Raw genomic sequence first — 17,951 nt, 5'->3', positions numbered from 1 at the left:
GGAATTTCAGTGCCATTTTGCGTGCCATCTTGCGGCCCGAATGGTGGGAATCCAAGAGTTTCGGCCGGACATGATGGGAAGGTCTGAACTCGTCAGGTTGTAGGGCGAATCGGGTTGTCGAACTTGTCCTTCGGCAAGTAGCAGCCCACGGAGCCGCGCACGAACGTCGCCTTGTCGGTGCCCAGGCGAATCGTGGTACCGGTTTCGGGGTTGAAGAAGTTGACGTCGTGGCGACCGTATTCGGGAACCGGATCGGGCGTCGATGAGGTTGTCGTGCCAGGCTCTTCGCGCACCTTCTGCGTCCAGGTGGCGCCGACCGTGCCCGCCAGTTCCGTGGCCTTCGCCAGGAAAGCGGGCCACTTGTCCTCTGGTATGGGGCCACCCGAGTGACCCTGCAGGGTGACCTTGCGGCCGAACGTGTCATCGAACGGTGGGTCGCACAGGGACGTGCTCCGATCGTAGACCGTTTCGAAGTGGATACCGGGAACCAATTCCGTAGCGGCAGCGATAATTTGGTCGACTACCGAGGTCAGTTGCGCTTCGGCCTCTTCCAGGGTGGGCCGCTTCAGTAGTTTCTGCGCGGCGTCCTCGGTCTCCTGTCGCGTGGTCTTCGGGTTGTTGTCGCCCAAGACATCACATCCTGTCGTGAGGATTGTCGTGGTCACTGTGGCGGCCACCAGTAGGGGCAGTGCTCGGCTGATTGTCATCGCATCGCATTCTGAGGTAGGCCTGCCACCACCGCGGCCAGGTTGTAGCCCGATCGGTGCAGGATGCCATTGCTACCGGTGCGCGGGTATTCCGAATGTCCTTCGGCCCCGGTGTAGGTGCGGTCATTGCCGTGACCATCGCTGACGGTCAGTTCATCGGTGCTCAGGTGAGTCACCCACGGCAGATGGGCAGGACTCCGGCCGAACCGATTGAATTGCGCGACCGGATCGTTCTTCTCCGTCATCTCGTACACGTGTCCCGGGCGCAGCCCGAGATCATCGGGTGAGTCGACCGCATCATTCAGACCGCCGAGCGGCGTATCGACGATGAGTGGACTGGGCATGAGCAGCGGGCTGTGGCCGCCCAGGCCCGGTGATCCGTAAAAGACGACATCGTCGACCGCCCGGCCGTTCTGCTGGAGCGCCAGGCTTGTCGTCAGCGAGCCGTAGGAGTGTCCGAGAGCGGTGATGTGCGGGTCGTTCTTGGTGCTGGCGGTGTCCAGTCCCTCGTAGAACTTGGCGAGGTTCGGTGCCGCGCTGTCCGCGCGCGCCTCCAGTCCGACCCCGACGATGTCCCCGTCCAGGTAGCTCTTCTGCGGTGGGTCGTAGCCGATCCAGGCGATGGTCGCGACTGTCTCGCCGCTTCGTCCGGCAATGCCCAGTTGGCTTTCAACCTCGGACTTGAGTGTTTTGGCTTCGCTCACCATGCCGCCCAGCGACTCTCGAACATTTGTCCCAAGTCCCGGGGTGGTGATGGAGATGTTGTCCGCCGAATCAGGATCGCCGACCGCGATCGCGGCGCGACCCTGAAGTCCCGACTTCATGTCCAGCACCAGCAGCTTCAGGTCCGGGTCGCCGCTCACCTGCTTATCGACCTCGTTCAGATCGGCGAGCCGCTCGCGCAGGTCGTCCCGCTTGTTCCGCGCAGTGGTGTCGGTCGGATTGCCCTTCACGAGTGCTTCGTAGGTGGACAGTTCCTGTTCGAGCCGGGTGCGTTCGAGCGGGATCAGGTTCCGATTGGCTTGGTCGCGGACACCGTCCGGTAGGCCGTCGAGGCTGCCGACGCTCGCCGGCTGCGTCTTGATCAGGGACTGCTGTTCGGAGTCGCTGAGCGAATCCCACCAGGCCCGATTCTCGGCGGGCGAGCCGTTCTCGGGTGGCGGCGTGAGTGGGCCGGAGGTGACGGTCCCGGCATTGCCGAAGGAGTTCGGGTCCGGGAGGTCGGCGAAGGCGGATTTGATCGCGGTCTTGGCGGTGTTGTCCATGTCCGCGGCCAGTTCCAGCGCCTTCTTGACCGCCGCGGTGCAGGCGTCGCAGGACAAGCTCAGAGCGGCGATGGCCGCGCTGTACTGCTCGCCGCTGCGGTCGTTGCTCGCCACCGAGGCGTAGACCGATTGCTTGGTCTTCTCGCTGATGATGCAGGTGCCGTCGGGTTGGACCTCGAAGCCCTTGCGCACCGCGTCGTCGACGGCGTTCTTCAACACCACCTTGGCGGTGGTGAAGTTCAGATCGGCGACTTTCGCGGCGTCCCGGGCATTTTCGAGGGCCGCGAGGACCTGCCGGGCCTTGGTCTGGACGGCGTCGAAGCGGGTGCGCAGGGCCGTGCCGGAGGGCCCCTGCCAGGACTCGTGGGTGCTGTCGACCGAACGCCACTGGGTGTCCATACGGGTGCGCAGTTCCGTGGCCTGGCGGTCCCATTCATTGGCCTGGGTGCCGAAGGCCTCGGGCTTCCAGCTCAGCACCTGGGGGACGGTGAGATGTTTGCTCATCGGACGCTGTCCGAGGCGGCGTCGATGCCCCGCGCTCGTTCGGCGTCGAGCTGCTTGTGCGCGATGATCGCCGCCACCGCCTTGCCACCCATTTCCGCCAGTGCGGTGCCGACCGCGCCCATGGCCTTGTCGGCCCTGCGCGAGACCGAGTGATAGGCGTTGGGGGTGTCCGCGCCCGGCAGCGCGTCGAGCAGTCCGTCCACCACAGCACCGCCGCGGCCGATGATCCCGATCTCCTGACCTGCGGTGCCGAGGCCGTCGGCCAGTGCGCGCACGGCCGCCCGGTCGAAGGTGAAATTGTCCTCAGCGCCCACGTGTGAACCCCTGGGAGTGATCCGGTGAATACCGATCCGTCTAGTTTGCCAACTATAAGCTGATGATCTCCGACGGCAGGAAGGGCAGGCGCGCCAATGAGCGATATCGACCCGTTGAGCGGGCTCATCGGAGCATTGGAGAGCGCCGTCGGCGAGCCGGGAGCGGCCGCCACCGGGGACGCGGCGACCGTCGAGGTGGGCCCGGACGGCACCCTGCGGGCCATCCGGCTCACCGAGGCCGGGCGGCGCATGGACCCGGAACTGTTGGTGGAGGCGATCGTTCGACTGCACGCGGACGCGCTGGCGCAGAGCCGTGCCGGTGTCGCCGCCGCCATCGACGCCATCGAGAACGATCCGCGACTGCGCGCCTACCGCGAGGGCCTCGTGGGCGCGCTGCAACAGCCGTACACGTGGAATCCCAAGCCGCGGTAGGGGATCAGACCCGGTTCCAGGTGCGCTCCAGGGTCTGGTTCCCTGCGCATTCGTGTTGTCGACTGCTGCGTCTAGGAAGTCGAGTCGACGCGCGGCAGGTCCAGTGGGGGCAGTGGGCGTTGGCAGATTTCGTGGGCTTCTTCGGGGGAGAGGCCGAACATGCGGAGTAGGTCTTCGGCTACCTGGTCGGCGGCTTCGGCGTCGTCGCGGTCGGGGTGGTCGTGCAGGAGGCGGCCGAGGCAGAGGGCGGCGCCGGCGACGATGGTCATCGACAGTTCCGGGTCGCGGATGTCGAAGCGGCCGGCTTTGATCGCGGCTTCGATGTCGCGGCGGGCGCGGGGGGCGAGGCCGCGGTCCGAATTCACAAGGCTGAGGCCGTCATTGAGCAGGACCTTGCTGAGGGTGGGGTGTCGGCGGTGGAGGCGGCCGGTGAGGCGGAAGCTCTGGGCGAAGACCTGAGCTGGGTCTTCGACGTCTTCGCACAGTAGGTCGAGCAGGGCGCCGTGGCGGTCGAGCGCCTCTTCGACGGCGGCCTGGTACAGGTCCTCGCGGCTCTGGAAATGGTTGTAGAACGAGCCCATGCCGACGTCGGCGGCCTGCGTGATCTCCAGGATCGGCACGTTGATCTTGCCCTCGGCCAGCAGTGATTGCGCCGCGCCGACCAGGGCGGCGCGGGTGCGGGCCTTGCGGCGTTCCAGGCGGTTGGGTCCCGACCCGTTGCTCGCGGTCATCGATACACCTCTCCTGCTGTCCGGACTCACCATCGTAGCCGATTGTCTCAATATTGACGGAATCGTCAGATAGTTCTTGACTGACTCCCTACTCGTAAGTGACGATATCGTCAGTACTTGGAAGGGAGTGGTCGATGAGCGGCCATCACGATGTACACACCGGTTTGCACAGCGAGCAGGGGGCGCGCGCGGGCGAGCATCCGGGCCGGGCGCGCAATCCCGTGGTCAAGGTGCTGGATCTGGCTTGGCTGGAGTTCGAGAAGCCCGACCTGGATCGGGCGGAGACTTTCGCTCACGCCTTCGGATTCGCGACGGCTTCGCGCACGGCCGAGGAGTTGCAGTTGCGCGGGACCGATCCGGGCGCGCCATGTGTCCTCATTCGGCGTGGTGGTCGCTCGCGGTTCGTCGGTCCGGCCTTTCGGGCCGCCGATTCCGCCGATCTGCTGCGATTGGCCGACGCGACCGGTACGCGAGCGGTGCCGTTGCCGGATTCGCTGGGGGGACTGACCGTCGACCTGGTCGATCCGAGCCGCCTGCGGGTGCGAGTGGTCGCCGAGACCCACGAACTAGAGGCTTTGCCGACGCAACAGCCTCACGTCTTCAACTTCGGGGACGAGGTGGCCCGGGTGAATGCCACGCAGCGGCCGCTGCGCGCACCGGCACGCGTGCGCAGGCTCGGACATGTGGTGATTCAGTCGACGAGATATCGCGAGACCCTCGACTGGTATCTGGGGAATCTGGGCCTGATCGTCAGCGACTTCCTCTATTACCCGGGCCAGCGGGAGCGCGGGCCGGTCATGAGTTTCATTCGCTGCGACCGGGGTTCGGTGCCGGCCGACCATCACACGCTCGCGTTGACGCTCGGGCCGTCGAACCGGTATGTGCACTCGGCGTATCAGGTCGCCGATCTGGACGCGCTCGCGGCGGGTGGAGAGTACTTGCGCGAGCAGGGTTATCGCCGATCGTGGGGGATCGGCCGCCATATCCAGGGCAGTCAGATCTTCGACTACTGGCGCGATCCCGACGGGTTCATGGTCGAACACTTCAGTGACGGAGACATGTTCGATTGCACCCTCGAGCCGGGCTGGGCGCCGATGAGCGCTTCGGGTCTGGCGCAATGGGGTCCGCCCGTGACCAAGGACTTCCTCGGCATCAAGCCCGGTGCCGAATCGCTGCGCGAACTGCGCTCGATCGTCGACGCGCTGCGCGAGGACAACGAATTCGATATCCGCCGCCTGCGCGGCCTGATGAAAGTGGCCAATTCATGAGCACATCCGTCCTCCGCACCGCCGACGCCTGGTGGGTGCAGACCGCCGCCGGTGCCGCCCGCATCGATACCGCCGCGACGACCACAAGGGAACTGCTCGCCGATCGTGAGGCGATCGCAGCGGCCGCATCCGGCGCGGAAACCGTGGCGGTGGAGAGTCTTTCGCTGATCTCGCCGGTGACCGCGCCGTGCCGGGTGGTGGCGCAGATGACGAATTTCGCCTCCCACGTGAAGGATTCGGGGATGGATCCGGAGACGGTGCCACTCACGTTCTTCCGCAAGTCCTCCGGATCGATCAGCGGACCCCACGACGACGTCATACGACCCGCGCATGTGCAGTTGCTCGACTACGAGGTGGAGATCGGTCTCGTGTTCGGCCGTGAGATGCCGGTGGGCTCCGAGGTCTCGGCGGAGAATCTCGCGGATTACGTCGCGGGCCTGGTGGTCACGAACGACATCTCGGCGCGCGATGTGCAGCTGCCGAAAACCCAGTTCTACGAGGCGAAGTCGTATCCGACCTTCACGCCCGTCGGCCCGGCGCTGGTGCTGCTGGACGCCGATGAGCTGCAGCGGTTCGGGGATCTGCGGTTGCGGCTGTGGGTCAACGGTCAGGTTCGGCAGGACATGACGGTGGCGGACATGATCTATCGGCCGGTCGAGACGCTGCGCGCGCTGACCCGTTTCCAGCGCATGGACGCCGGGGATCTGCTGCTGACCGGAACTCCGATCGGCACCGCGCTCAGCGCACCGCCCAAGCCGGTGCAGTTCATCGCCTCGCTGCTGCCGCCGAAGGTCAAGTGGAAGATGTTCTTCCAGGGCCAGGCCAAGAATCCGAAGTACCTGAAGGACGGGGACGTCGTCGAGGCCGCGATCGGCACCGATGACGGCGCCCTGGACCTGGGCCGCCAGCGGACGGTCGTGAGGTACGCCCGATGACCGACAACGCGACCCTGGAGACCTCGGCCGAGGATTTGCTCTGGCCCCTGTACACCTCTCCGGAGGACCTGGCCGCCATCGAAGCGGTGCCGCTCGAAGCGCGCGGCCTGCCTGAATCGACCTACGCCCTGCTCACCCGGGCGGCGACGCGGTGGCCGGGGCGCACCGCGATCACCGTGCTGCCGGATGCGGCGCGGTGGCGAGAGCCGTTGCGGCGCAGCTACTCCGAGCTGCTCACCGACGTGCACCGGTACGCGAACCTGCTGCATGAGCTGGGTGTGCGCCGCACCGATGCGGTCGCGTTGATCGCGCCCAATTGTGCCGAGCTGATCCCGGCCACCCTCGCCGCGCAGTTGGCGGGCATCGCCGCACCGATCAATGGCGGCCTGTCGCACGAGCACATCGCCGAACTGCTGCGCCGGTCGGGTGCGCGGGTCCTGATCGCCGCCGGTCCGGAACTCGCGCCCGACACCTGGACTGCCGCAGGCGAACTCGCGGGGTGTGGTCTGTTGGATGCCCTGCTGGTGTTGCGTCCGACGGCGGCCCCGGAGCCGCCGCCGACCCTGCCCGGCATCGACGGCGTCCGTATCGGCTACCTCGATGCCCTTGCCGCCGAAGCAGATTCGAGCCGGTTTCACGGAGAGCCGCCGAGCGCATCGGATCTGGCGGCGCTGTTCCACACCGGCGGCACGACGGGCGTGCCGAAGCTGGCGGCGCACCGCCATTCCGGTGAGGTCGCCAACGCGTGGATGATCGCGGCCAACTCGCTGCTCGACGAGGAGTCGGTGGTCTTCGCCGCGCTGCCGCTGTTCCACGTCAACGCGCTCGTCGTCACCCTGCTCGCGCCGCTCTTCCGCGGTCAGCCGGTGGTATGGGCCGGTCCGCTGGGCTACCGGGACTTCACGCTCTACGCGGAGTTCTGGACGATCGTGGCGCACTATCGAATTGCCACGATGAGCGCGGTGCCGACGGTGTACGCGGTACTGGCGCAATGCCCGATCGACGCCGACATCTCGAGCCTGCGCTACGCGATGGTCGGCGCGTCCCCGCTGCCGCTCGCGGTGCGCGAGAACTTCCAGCTGCACACCGGGGTCACGCTGGTGGAGGGATGGCCTCACCGAGGCGACGTGCGCCTCCGCACGCAGCTTCCCGGATGCTCCCCGGCCCGGCGCGGTCGGACAGCGCATGCCCTATCAGCAGGTCGCCGTGGTCCGTACGGCTGAAGACGGGGTGTGGGAGACACTGCCCGCCGGGGAGACGGGCGTCCTGGTCATCAGTGGCCCCACGGTTTTCGCCGGATACGTGACCGGCCGCGACGAACACGGTCACCACCTCGATGGACTGGGTACCGTGGTCGACGGCTGGCTGAGCACCGGCGACCTGGCCCACATCGACGATGCGGGATTCATCCATTTACACGGCCGTGCAAAGGATCTCATCATTCGCGGCGGCCACAATATCGATCCCGCGAGCATCGAGGACGCGCTGCTGAGCCACCCGCAAGTGAGCGCGGCCGGAGCGGTGGGCCGTCCGGACGTACACGCCGGCGAGGTTCCTGTCGCGTATGTGTCCCTGACTGCCGGTGCTGACGTCACCGAGGACGAGCTGGTGGCGTGGGCGGCCGAGCGGGTGCACGAGCGCGCCGCCGCCCCCAAGACGGTCACGATCCTCGACGCGCTGCCCGTCACCGATGTCGGAAAGCCGTACAAGCTGGGTCTGCGCGCCGATGCCACGCGCCGCGAACTGCTCGACGCGTTCGCCGAGACCGCCGGTGTGGCCGGTATCGCCGCGGCGGTCGAGGATGGCGCGATCGTCGCAACCGTCGTGCTGGACCCCGATGCCGACCCGGCCGCGGCCGAGGCGATTCTGGGCCGCTACGCGATCGACGCGAAAATCGAGGTGCGGCAATGAAAACCGTGGCACCGGTGCTCGGTGGCGTGCCGGACGTGGCCACGGTGAGCGGTAGGTCCCGATGACTTCGCCGACGGTTCCGGTGGTGATCGTCGGGGCGGGCCCGTCCGGGCTCACCGCGGCCACGCTGCTCGCCCAGTACGGCATCGAATCGCTGGTGCTGGAGCGGTGGGAGGGCGTCTACCCGCAGCCGCGCGCGGTCCATCTCGACGGTGAGATCCGGCGGATCGTGGAACGTCTCGGCATCGGCGCGGGATTCGACGCGATCACCCGGCCCGCCCTGGGATTGCGCCTGGTGGATCCGCGGCATCGGGTGCTGGCGCAATTCGATCGCGATCCGGCCGGGGGCCGCAACGGATTCCCCGAAGCCAACCTGTTCGACCAGCCGGACCTGGAGGCGCTGTTGCGCGCCAATCTGGCTCTGCATCCGGCCGTCTCGCTGCGCGGCGGCGTGGAGGTCACCGGGCTGACAGTCGAGAAGGACCGTGTCCGAGTGGATTTCGAGAACCGTGCGACCGGCGGGACCGAATCGGTGCGCGCCCGCTACCTGCTGGGTTGCGACGGCGCGAACAGCCTGGTGCGCACCGCGATCGGCGCGCGCATGCGCGACTTGCGGTTCGAGCAGCGCTGGCTGGTCGTCGACCTCGCGACCACGATCGAACCCGGGCACTGGGGCGGCGTGCATCAGGTGTGCGACCCGAGCCGAGCCGCGACATACATGCGCATCGGCACCACCCGCCATCGATGGGAATTCCGTTTGCGGCCAGGTGAATCCGCCGACGACTACCGTGATCTCGACCGCCTGTGGCCGCTGCTGTCCCCGTGGCTGGCCGACGTCGACCGCGAGGGCTTGGAGCTGGTCCGGGTGGCGGAGTACACCTTCCGCGCGCAACTGGCCGACCGATGGCGTGCCGGGCGGGTGTTCCTGCTCGGCGACGCCGCCCACCTCACCCCGCCGTTCATCGGACAGGGCATGGGCGCGGGCATGCGCGATGCCGCCAACCTCAGCTGGAAGCTGGCCGGGGTACTGCGCGGCGAGCTGCCGGAGTCGGTGCTCGGCACCTACGAGACCGAGCGGAAACCGCACGCGCACATGATGATCCGGCTGGCCAAGCTCATGGGCCTGACCATGACCGAGGGCGGCGAATTCGGCAATCGACTGCGCAGCCTGCTCGCTCCACGACTGCACCGGCTGCCCGGGCTGACCGAGACGATCATCAGCGGAGAGTCACCGCCGCTGCACCGCTCTGCGCTGGTGACGGCGCCACCGCTGCGGCGAGGTCTGGCCGGACGATTGGTCCCGAACGACCGGCTGGCCGACGGGCGTCGGGTCGACGATCTCATCGCCGGGCGCTACGCCATCATCACGACATCGGCCCCCTCGCCGGTCGAGGCGGCGACCATCGAACAGCGCGGCGGCGTGGTGCTGCGTGCCGTGCCGGGCACCGCGCTGCACCGCTGGCTCCGGGGCGTCCGCGCCGCCGCCGTGCTCGTCCGCCCCGATGGCACTGTGCAGACCTGCGGGAGAACCGTGTCGGATCTGGATTCGTCACTGCCGAGTTTCGCGCCGAGTACGCATCCGGCACAGACCGACTCGCCGACCCCGAAAGCCGCTGATTGATGCGAATGACACTCATGACGATGCCGTCAGAGTCGAGGTTAAGGTAGCGGAATTATGCGTGATCGCTACCGCTAGACCCCTTGTCGAAGTCTGGGTAGGAGGAATCGCATGTCTCGTTATCTGTTCGCTCTCGGCCAATTCGTCGCCCGTCGCCGCTGGTGGATGGTGGCGGTCTGGGTCGTCCTGTTGATCGGCGCGATCACGTTCGCCGCGAGCACCGGCGGCAAGACCAACGACAACTTCACCGTCCCCGGCACCGAGTCACAGAACGCGGTGTCGCTGCTGCAGGACCGGCTACCCGCCTTCAGCGGCGCGCAGATGCAGGTGGTCTTCGGCGCGCCGGGCATGGTGAAGGTGACCGATCAGCGGGTCACCGCCGAGATCGAGCAGGTGATGACCGGCCTGAAGGGGCTGCCGCAGGTCGCGGCGGTGGTCGACCCGTTCCAGGCGCAGGCCGTGTCACCGGATCAGCGGGTGGCGCTGGGCAGCGTGCAGTTCGCGGTCTCGGCCGGAGAGGTCGAGCAGAGCACCCTCGACGCGGTGACCCGGTTCGCGGATCAGGCGCGCGACAACGGGCTGCAGGTGGAGTTCGCCGGTGGCGTCTACCCGGGGTTCTCTGCCGAAATCCCGCACACCCCTGAGATTCTCGGCATCATCGCGGCCTTCGTCATTCTGTTGATCACCTTCGGCGCGGTCGTCGCCGCGGGCCTGCCGATCGTCACCGCACTGGTCGGGGTGGGCATCGGGCTCACCGGCATCCTCGGCATCGCCGCCTTCGTTGACGTCCCCTCGGCCGCCACCTCGCTGGCGCTGATGCTCGGCCTGTCGTGCGGCATCGACTACGCCCTGTTCATCCTGTCGCGCCACCGCCACCACATCGTGCTGGGAATGACTGCGGCGGAATCGATTCCGCTCGCCGTGGGCACCGCGGGCAGTTCGGTGGTCTTCGCGGCGGTCACCGTCATCATCGCGCTGTGCGGGCTGGCGGTCGCGGGCATCCCGTTCCTCACGGTCATGGGCCTGACCGCGGCGGGCGCGGTCCTGGTGGCCCTGCTCGTCGCCCTGACCCTGCTGCCCGCGCTGCTGTCGTTCGCGGGTGGCCTGGTCGCCAAGTTCATTTCTCCGCCGTTGCAGCCGGGCAAGCCTGAACAGGTGGCGCGTCTGGCCGCCTACGAGCCCGAACGCACCTGCGGGCACGCCTGGGGCCGGTTCGTCACCCGATTCCGTATCCCGCTGCTGGTGGCCGGTGTCGCGGTGCTGGCGGTGCTGGCCGTTCCGGCCACACGCATGGATCTCGGCCTGCCCAGCGGTGCCACGCAAGCCGAATCGAGCACGGCGCGTAAGGCTTACGACCTGGTGAGCGAATCGTTCGGGGCGGGCTTCAACGGCCCGTTGTTGGTGGTGGCCGACGTCTCCCATGCCACGTCCGGCGACGTGGTGCAGACCCTGATCGGGCGCTTGCAGCACGAACCCGGCGTCGCGGTCGTGCAGCCCGCGGCCTCGGGCAACGGGATCGTGCTGATCCAGGTCGTCCCCACCACCGGCCCCGCCGATTCCGCGACCGACGACCTGGTGAACCGACTGCGCGACGACCGGGATGCCATCGAGAACGGCACGGGCGCAACCTATCTGGTAGGCGGCACCACCGCCGCCAACATCGACACCTCCAAGCGGCTCGGCGAAGCGCTGCCGGTCTTCCTGGTAGTGGTCGTCGGCCTGGCGCTGGTGCTTTTGACCATCGCCTTCCGCACCATCCTGGTGCCGCTCACCTCGATCGCCGGATTCATCCTGTCGGTCTTCGCCTCCCTCGGCGTCCAGGTGGCCGTCTTCCAATGGGGCTGGGGCGCAAGCCTTCTCCACATCACCAAGGGCCAGACCCTGAGCTTCCTGCCGATCATCACCCTGGCCATCATTTTCGGCCTCTCCAGCGACTACCAGATCTTCGTCGTCTCCCGCATCAAAGAGGAATTCACCCGCACCGGCGACGCCATCACCTCGGTCCAGAACGGCATCGCCCACTCCGCCCGCGTCGTCACGGCGGCCGCGCTGATCATGTTCGCCGTCTTCGTAGCCTTCGCCACCGTCGACAGCCCGATCGTGCGCCCCCTCGCCTTCACCCTCGCCATCGGCGTCCTCCTCGACGCCTTCATAGTCCGCCTCACCCTCGTCCCCGCGATCACCGCCCTCATCGGCACCCGCATGTGGTACCACCCCCGCTGGTTCGCCCGCTACGTCCCCGACCTCGACATCGAAGGCGTCGAACTCGAAAACCGATTCACCCCCGAACCCTCTGCGCCACAGCAGGTCCCCGACTACTCATAACGGCGAAAGGACCGATCGCCAGGGCGCTCAGTTGCCAGGCCTGCGGATGGCTGCGACGACGCCTTCACCGTCGTAGGCCCCGACAACGATCGCCTCGACACCGATGCTTCGAGCGTCGGCCGACAGTGGCGGAAACTCATGATCGATCACGAACGCGCGATATGAGAACGACGGATCATGTTGCAGCAGTATCCATCGCGCCCGCTCTGGCCCTTCATCGAGGCAGCACACCGCATACACGCTCTTGTGCCAGACGACGAGTCCCTGGTCTTCGGAGCTCTCGACGAAACGATCGGTCGGGTGGGCAAGTGGCATCTCCACCACGAGCCAACGCGTAGGAAACCGAGCGCACAACTCGGCCGCCAAACGCGCTCCGATCACGGTCGGTCGGGCTGTGCCCACAGCGAACTGCGTGAGGTCGCCGGAATCGAGCGTCTTCGCCTCTCGTCATTCAGGTTTCGGTTCCACGCGCCCATCAGGGAATATTCTCTACTTGGGGAGTTTGCCACGCCACTCCATCCCGACTCCGGTGTCCGTGGTGGGCCGGGATCGCTCGTAGTCGGCCCGGGTGGTCGTGCGGCCGGTGTCTGCGCAGATCACGTCGGCGATCTTGACCAGCGACGGGATGTCGTCGGGGTCGAAGTGAGCGGCGGTGGGGGCGATGACCTCGGTGATGTATTTGTCGTAGGCGAGGGTCATTAGGCGGTTGATGATCTCGCCGGGGGCATCGGGGTCGCCGAAATACGCCAGCACCATCGACCATCCGCGGTCATTCGCGAAGGCATGGATCCGGGTCAGGTCTTGCCGCCACGATTCGCCCGAGACGTCTTTTCGGAGAAACCCGATCACGTAGTGGGTCATGTTCGTACTCCGACGAATTCGCGGTAGACCGGGCGGGTGATGGCGATGCGGCCTCGGGCCGTGCAAAGCCAGCGAGCCGGGCTCTGGGGGGCGACGGTCACCAGTCCGGTTCGTGACAGCCGCAGCAGTGCCCGATGAATTGATGAATCGGGCAGTCGAGTCGCACGGCCTAACTGCCGGACCGTCAAGCCTTGGTCTTTGGCGCGGACTACCAGCGCACCAAGAACTTTCGCTTCGGATTCCGTGAATGCCATCGACTACACTCCCCGGCTGATCGGTGCGTGAAGGCGTGGGGTTTCGGCTTCGAGCCGAGCTTGAATATCGGCGACGGTCAGCCGTTTCGGTTGGTGGTTTCGGTCCGCGTGTAGCAGCGCGCGACAGGGGAGGAGGAACAGCGCAAGTGTGATGATGGCAGCGACCATGATGATTGCCACGTCGAACTCCTTCCGGATGTTCTCGCTGATTCGGCTAGGCTGATGCGGAATTCGCTCGAGTGAACTACGCGGCACCAGGTCCCGAGATGAACGTTAAGGTCGCTGACCTTGGCCGACGTATCACCAAGGGTGTTACTCCGTGCTCGATGTCTGGGTACGCTCGAAATCGGGGGTACGGCCGGAGGAACCAGCAATGGAAGAAACGCTCGGCGAACAGATCAAGCGTCGTCGCGGTAAGGCTCTCACTCAGAGGCAGCTCGCTGATCTGGTCGGGATCAGCAAGTCGATGGTGTCGCAGATCGAACAGGACAAGAAGACGCCGTCGATTCCTGTGCTGCAGCGAATCGCGCGGGCATTGGATGTCGATATGCGCGATCTGCTCGGCACCAGGAGCAGCCTTCCCTCTGCGGATCCCGATGCCGGCATCGTGGCGATCCGGCGTGCGTTGACGCCGGTCGACGACCTGGTGGACGGCTCCGAGGAGGACCTGCACGTCTCCTTGTCGGATGCTCGACGCACAGTCGACCGAGCCTGGGGGGCTTACTCTTTCGGCCGTTTCGAAGTTCTGGCCGGGCTGCTGCCCTCGGGGATCGCTCAGGTACGTGCGACCGCCCATGCCGCGCAAGGCAACGAAGTCGCACCCGCGCACGAGCATCTCGCACGCATCAACTGGGTCGCCGGATGCGCATTGGTGCACTTCGGACAGCCCGACCTGGCGTCTATCGCGATCCGCCACGCGTTGAGCGCGGCCGAAAAGGGCAACGACGAGTTGCTGATGGCGGCCTTGCGCGGCAGCGTCTCCTGGCAGTTGCTCGTCTCAGGTCGCTACGAGGAAGCTCATGCGGTCGCGCTGAAAGCCGCGGCATCGGTCGAGCCTCGCGGCGAAGTGTCGGAACAGAAGCTGGCAGTCCACGGTGCGCTGCTGTTGCAGGGCGCGACCGCCGCAGGGCGAGGACAACGAGTGCATGAGGCACTGGCGTTGGCACAGGAGGCGGGTACGGTCGCCGGTCGAGTCGGCCGCGACACCAAATGGTACGAGTCGGATTTCGGGCCCAGTCAGCAAGTGATGCAGACGGTGGACATCAATATCTCCAACGAACGATTCGTCGAGGCTTTGACGGTCGCGAAAGCGATGCCCAACCGCGGAATCGCTTTGACCCCGGTAGCTCAGGGCCGACACCTCGTCGACAAAGCCGCAGCCGCAGTTCAATTGGGGCAATACCAGCTCGCCCTGGACATGCTGCTGACGGCGGAGCGTGTCGTGGGCAAAGAGTGGGTGCGCTACCAGACCCTGCTCCGGACGGTGGTCGGCGTGCTGCTGCAGCACGACCGGCGAAATGCCCTTCGGGAGTTCGCGCAACGTGTCGGAGTGTCGGTTTGATGGTTGCTCAGCTGCCGAGCTGACCAGATCGTGTCGCCCCCGGTAGTCTCCATGCCTTCAGGCCGAGATCGATGTGGGGGAAGCTTATGTACCAGCCGGACCAGAGTGCTCCATACCCGCCGTATCAGCCGTTGCAACAGCCGATACCACCGTCCGCGCCGAACTTTCCGACCGATGTGACGATGGTCGCCGACTCACAAACCGCGCTGCGACTGAGCCGGGTCGCAGACCTGTCGATCTGGCGCGCCCCGGCGACCTGGCTGTTCGTTGCGGCGATCCCGTTGATCCTCATGTCCCGGCACATTGTCGACATCGTCCGCAACGCAGTGCGATACGGCGGTTCACCGCTCGAATTGGTCGGGGTGTACTTCGGACTGCTCGCGGCCACCGTGGTCATCGTCGCGCTGATGACCGCCGTGCGAATGCTGTGGCCCAACAAGCGGGTCAAGGCGTATGCGGCGGCGGGGATGCCGATTTGGGTTCGGTATCACCGGGATTCGTTGGAGGTGCCGCCCGCGACCGGACACACCCGCATCGCGTACGACCGGATCGCGGAAGTGGTCGTCGGCAAGACAGCGGTGTTCGTTCGACCGAGGGAAGGCGATGGGTTCGCGCTGCCGCGGGAACTGGTGCCCGAGTTCGCTGTTCAGTTCCTGAGGTCGAACCGGGCGAGCCCGGCTCGGATACCGCGCCGGGGTTTGCGCGCGTCGCTGGTGGCGGCCGGGTCGGTGATCGTCGCGGTGGCGGTGGTGGCCGGGATCGGTTTCTTCGCGCAGTCCAGCAAGGGCTACCAGACTATCGCCATCGATTCCCCGAACCCGTTCGGCGCGGTGATCGCCGTGGATTCGGCAGCACATACCCTATACGTCGCGAACAAGGTGAATTCCTACGACAATTCGCAGCGGAGCTCATTGTCGATCATCGACCTGGCGACGAACTCGGTCATCGGGAACCTCCCACTGCCTTACGTTCCCCGCGGCATCGCCGTGGATTCGGGTACCCAGACCGTTTACGTCGTGAGCGGTAAGGACAAGGGCGACGACACGGGAACCGTCACGGTGATCGACCGCGCGAGCGGAACGGTCACCGCCACCATCCGCACCGGACTCGATTCGTGGCAGGTCGCGGTGGACGAAAGCACTCACACCGCCTACATTCTCAACCTCGACAACGACGGCTATTCGACCCCGCAGACCCACGTCTACAGCACGCTGTCGGTGCTATCGCGCGGTGCCAGCGCCGTGAGTCCGCCCAAGACCATCGGGAAGTCCGGCGACATCGACCACATATTCATCGACTCGAGCACTCATCGCGCTTATGCCACGGGCACGGCCCGCCTGGACACCATCGACCTGTCGACCCTCGCCACCATCGCGTCGACCGACGCGCCGCTCAGCATCGAAAGCGTCTTCTTCGACCAGCCGACGCGCACCGCGGTTCTGGTTGGAGGATCGGGTGACGTAGCGGTCGGCGATATCGGTCGGGAGTCGCGACTGCGGCTGCTCGACCACTACTTACTCGAGAACACCTGCAAGGACCGAATGCTGCAGGAGGAGAATATCGATGCCGCCGCGCACCGGCTCTACGTCGCGTGCCGTCAAGAGGGACGGATCACCGTATTCGACACCGATTCCGGGGCGGTCACCGACACCTTGTCCCTGCACGAACCCGATGCGATGGCGGTCGACCCCGCGACGCACACCCTGTACGTCTTCACTCTGCGGCAGGGCGGCGCCGACATCGCTGTCGTCCCGCGCGGCTGAGCCGAGCCTGAGCGGGCCGGTTGGGGACTCGACGAGCGTCCCGAATGGCATTGGCAGCAGCCGTAATTCAGCTACTCCGCGAAGGAGACCCCGCCTAGATTCGAATAATGGGCCTATTCCTACACAAATCGCTGTCGGAAGGCGGATTTCTGCCAATTCGGCCGCCATAATGGAGGTCTAGGCCCATGATCAACTCGAGCGCCTTCTCGCCGATGCGGGTGCGGCTGGAAGCAGTCCATCGGCTGAGCGCATCCCGTGAGATGGTGTGGTCGTGGGAACTCCGCAGACACGGCATGATCGAGTCATGACGGCGTTGCGTTTGCCACGTCGTGGTGAGGACGGTGACGCCGAGCGAACTCGGCCGATGTCGTTTCCCCATGATCAGGACATGATCGTCATCGGTCACTATTGGTTTGAGCCCAAGCTCAGCGTCGAGCGCTTCCTGGCTGTTTGACTAGCGGCCACGGCGGGCCACTGCCACCGTATTCCTTCCACGTAAGAGTCAGTGCTGATGCTCTACGCCGGCTGGGGCTACATCCACACCAGCGCAACGGGTTTGCCATCGCCGAGCTCCGCGGTGGTCGGCCATGGCATGGCGGCCACCGGGAATGGGACCGAATCGAGATGAGTAACGCCATGAGCGCCGGTATCAGACGGATTCGTCGAGCAGGTGAGTGTTCCACACTGCCGCGCCTTGTTCATGGGAGTCCACGCCCGCGAAGAAGGCTGCCCCCAACGCATCGAAGTCAGGCTCGGTAAACCCGTTGGTCTCCAGGAATTTGGGCCTGTACACCGCGAAACCCTGCGCTGCCGTATGGGGTCGGTACGGGACAGCGATCTGTATCGACCGGCGTTGCGGGACATACTCGACGACATCGATGATCAGCCCATCGGTCCGTCCTGTCGGCAGGTGCAGGAATGCGTCGACGACCAGCGCGGCGCGTAACCAGCTCGGTTGGCCCGCATGCAATCTCTCGCCCCCTGTCCGGACGGCCTCGGCAACATCATCGAATGCGAAACGCACCAGACCCTTCGCGTCATCGGCATCGACGTAGCCGAGCAGCGGAATCAACCCTTCGGAATCGGACACACTCCAGATCGCATGTGCACCATAGAAACCCGCGGTCTCGGCAATCTCATACACGATCACCGAGACTATCGTTGCGCACCGACACTCGATCTCTCGAACGTCGAGAGGCCGTGCGTGTCTGTGTCGGCAAGTGTCGCGGTTGTCCGGGTTGTCGGGGGCGTGCTGACATGAGGCGACATGGTTTGACAGTTCAGGTCGGGCGCGGCTTCGGGTGGGGTGGAGATTAAAACATCACTGTAATATTCGGGGTGCGGGCGGCCGCGGACTGTGCGAGGAGGCATGGCATGAGCGATATCGACGTGCACCGGCGGTGGCGGCGAAGCGATTGGCCGCGAGCCGAATTGGCGCGGGCCGCGGCCGTTGGGCCGGTGGCGTGGATGGCATCTCGGGTTGGTGGGGCGGTGACCGGGGG

At 66.1% G+C, this 17,951-nt stretch carries 18 protein-coding genes and 1 pseudogene; 10 read left to right on the top strand and 9 right to left on the bottom strand.

Translation table 11 applies throughout. The annotated features are described in order from the left end of the window. Nucleotides 1–92: 92 nt before the first annotated feature. From ACAM49_RS15660 to ACAM49_RS15650, 3 genes are all read right to left on the bottom strand, one after another. Nucleotides 93–629, bottom strand: a complete 537-nt coding sequence (locus ACAM49_RS15660) for an LppA family lipoprotein (RefSeq protein ID WP_369636231.1) — start codon at nt 627–629, stop codon at nt 93–95. A gap of 74 nt (nt 630–703) precedes the next feature. Then, the gene (locus tag ACAM49_RS15655; protein WP_369636230.1) at nt 704–2,476 is read right to left on the bottom strand and encodes an alpha/beta hydrolase; all 1,773 of its coding nucleotides are present in this window, start codon (nt 2,474–2,476) and stop codon (nt 704–706) included. Beyond that, the gene (locus ACAM49_RS15650; protein WP_369636229.1) at nt 2,473–2,790 is read right to left on the bottom strand and encodes a hypothetical protein; all 318 of its coding nucleotides are present in this window, start codon (nt 2,788–2,790) and stop codon (nt 2,473–2,475) included. Before ACAM49_RS15650 ends, ACAM49_RS15655 begins: the two co-directional genes overlap by 4 nt. A gap of 96 nt (nt 2,791–2,886) precedes the next feature. On the opposite strand from ACAM49_RS15650, the gene ACAM49_RS15645 reads away from it, so the two are divergent. Beyond that, complete coding sequence (locus ACAM49_RS15645; RefSeq protein WP_369636228.1) at nt 2,887–3,222, top strand: hypothetical protein; 336 nt, start codon at nt 2,887–2,889, stop codon at nt 3,220–3,222. A gap of 71 nt (nt 3,223–3,293) precedes the next feature. Here the strand turns inward: ACAM49_RS15645 and ACAM49_RS15640 are convergent, their stop codons facing one another. After that, entirely contained in the window at nt 3,294–3,953 is a 660-nt protein-coding gene (locus ACAM49_RS15640) for a TetR/AcrR family transcriptional regulator (RefSeq protein WP_369636227.1), read from the bottom strand. 134 nt (nt 3,954–4,087) lie between these two features. Between ACAM49_RS15640 and ACAM49_RS15635 the strand changes: the two genes are divergently transcribed. The 5 genes and pseudogenes from ACAM49_RS15635 (at nt 4,088) to ACAM49_RS15615 (ending at nt 12,010) form a co-directional block, all read left to right on the top strand. After that, on the top strand, nt 4,088–5,221 hold the full coding sequence (locus ACAM49_RS15635) for a VOC family protein (protein WP_369636226.1): 1,134 nt from the start codon (nt 4,088–4,090) through the stop codon (nt 5,219–5,221). Then, nucleotides 5,218–6,156, top strand: a complete 939-nt coding sequence (locus tag ACAM49_RS15630) for a fumarylacetoacetate hydrolase family protein (RefSeq protein ID WP_369636225.1) — start codon at nt 5,218–5,220, stop codon at nt 6,154–6,156. The genes ACAM49_RS15635 and ACAM49_RS15630 overlap by 4 nt, the downstream gene beginning before the upstream one ends. After that, nucleotides 6,153–8,067 (top strand): annotated as a pseudogene (locus ACAM49_RS15625) (acyl-CoA synthetase). Before ACAM49_RS15630 ends, ACAM49_RS15625 begins: the two are co-directional and overlap by 4 nt. Before the next feature lie 61 nt (nt 8,068–8,128). Beyond that, nucleotides 8,129–9,688, top strand: a complete 1,560-nt coding sequence (locus ACAM49_RS15620; protein WP_369636224.1) for a bifunctional 3-(3-hydroxy-phenyl)propionate/3-hydroxycinnamic acid hydroxylase — start codon at nt 8,129–8,131, stop codon at nt 9,686–9,688. A 108-nt stretch (nt 9,689–9,796) separates the two neighbouring features. Beyond that, nucleotides 9,797–12,010 carry an MMPL family transporter gene (locus ACAM49_RS15615; RefSeq protein ID WP_369636223.1) on the top strand — a complete coding sequence of 738 codons (2,214 nt, stop codon included), beginning with the start codon at nt 9,797–9,799 and terminating at the stop codon, nt 12,008–12,010. A gap of 27 nt (nt 12,011–12,037) precedes the next feature. Here the strand turns inward: ACAM49_RS15615 and ACAM49_RS15610 are convergent, their stop codons facing one another. From ACAM49_RS15610 to ACAM49_RS15595, 4 genes are all read right to left on the bottom strand, one after another. Continuing rightward, nucleotides 12,038–12,334: a hypothetical protein gene (locus ACAM49_RS15610; protein ID WP_369636222.1), complete on the bottom strand. Its 297-nt coding sequence runs from the start codon at nt 12,332–12,334 to the stop codon at nt 12,038–12,040. A 165-nt stretch (nt 12,335–12,499) separates the two neighbouring features. Beyond that, on the bottom strand, nt 12,500–12,871 hold the full coding sequence (locus tag ACAM49_RS15605; RefSeq protein ID WP_369636221.1) for a hypothetical protein: 372 nt from the start codon (nt 12,869–12,871) through the stop codon (nt 12,500–12,502). Then, a complete protein-coding gene (locus tag ACAM49_RS15600; RefSeq protein WP_369636220.1) occupies nt 12,868–13,125 on the bottom strand; it encodes a helix-turn-helix domain-containing protein in 258 nt (85 codons plus the stop codon). Before ACAM49_RS15600 ends, ACAM49_RS15605 begins: the two co-directional genes overlap by 4 nt. A 3-nt stretch (nt 13,126–13,128) precedes the next feature. Further along, nucleotides 13,129–13,305: a hypothetical protein gene (locus ACAM49_RS15595; protein ID WP_369636219.1), complete on the bottom strand. Its 177-nt coding sequence runs from the start codon at nt 13,303–13,305 to the stop codon at nt 13,129–13,131. 193 nt (nt 13,306–13,498) lie between these two features. On the opposite strand from ACAM49_RS15595, the gene ACAM49_RS15590 reads away from it, so the two are divergent. The 4 genes from ACAM49_RS15590 (at nt 13,499) to ACAM49_RS15575 (ending at nt 16,903) form a co-directional block, all read left to right on the top strand. Further along, nucleotides 13,499–14,686, top strand: coding sequence for a helix-turn-helix domain-containing protein (locus tag ACAM49_RS15590; protein WP_369636218.1), 1,188 nt, complete (start codon nt 13,499–13,501; stop codon nt 14,684–14,686). Nucleotides 14,687–14,868: 182 nt separating this feature from the next. Continuing rightward, nucleotides 14,869–16,449 (top strand): YncE family protein, encoded by a 1,581-nt coding sequence (locus ACAM49_RS15585; protein WP_369636217.1) that lies wholly within the window; start codon nt 14,869–14,871, stop codon nt 16,447–16,449. A 185-nt stretch (nt 16,450–16,634) separates the two neighbouring features. Then, a complete protein-coding gene (locus ACAM49_RS15580; RefSeq protein ID WP_369636216.1) occupies nt 16,635–16,757 on the top strand; it encodes a hypothetical protein in 123 nt (40 codons plus the stop codon). Continuing rightward, nucleotides 16,754–16,903, top strand: a complete 150-nt coding sequence (locus ACAM49_RS15575) for a hypothetical protein (protein ID WP_369636215.1) — start codon at nt 16,754–16,756, stop codon at nt 16,901–16,903. Before ACAM49_RS15580 ends, ACAM49_RS15575 begins: the two co-directional genes overlap by 4 nt. Nucleotides 16,904–17,098: 195 nt before the next feature. Here ACAM49_RS15575 and ACAM49_RS15570 read toward each other — a convergent pair whose 3' ends face one another. Beyond that, a complete protein-coding gene (locus ACAM49_RS15570; protein ID WP_369636214.1) occupies nt 17,099–17,599 on the bottom strand; it encodes a hypothetical protein in 501 nt (166 codons plus the stop codon). Nucleotides 17,600–17,951 lie beyond the last annotated feature (352 nt).

It is taken from the genome of Nocardia sp. JMUB6875 (assembly GCF_041154655.1).
Classification (GTDB): domain Bacteria; phylum Actinomycetota; class Actinomycetes; order Mycobacteriales; family Mycobacteriaceae; genus Nocardia.
Note: the sequence above shows the minus strand (reverse complement) of the source record. Positions and strands in the feature narration are given on the sequence as shown.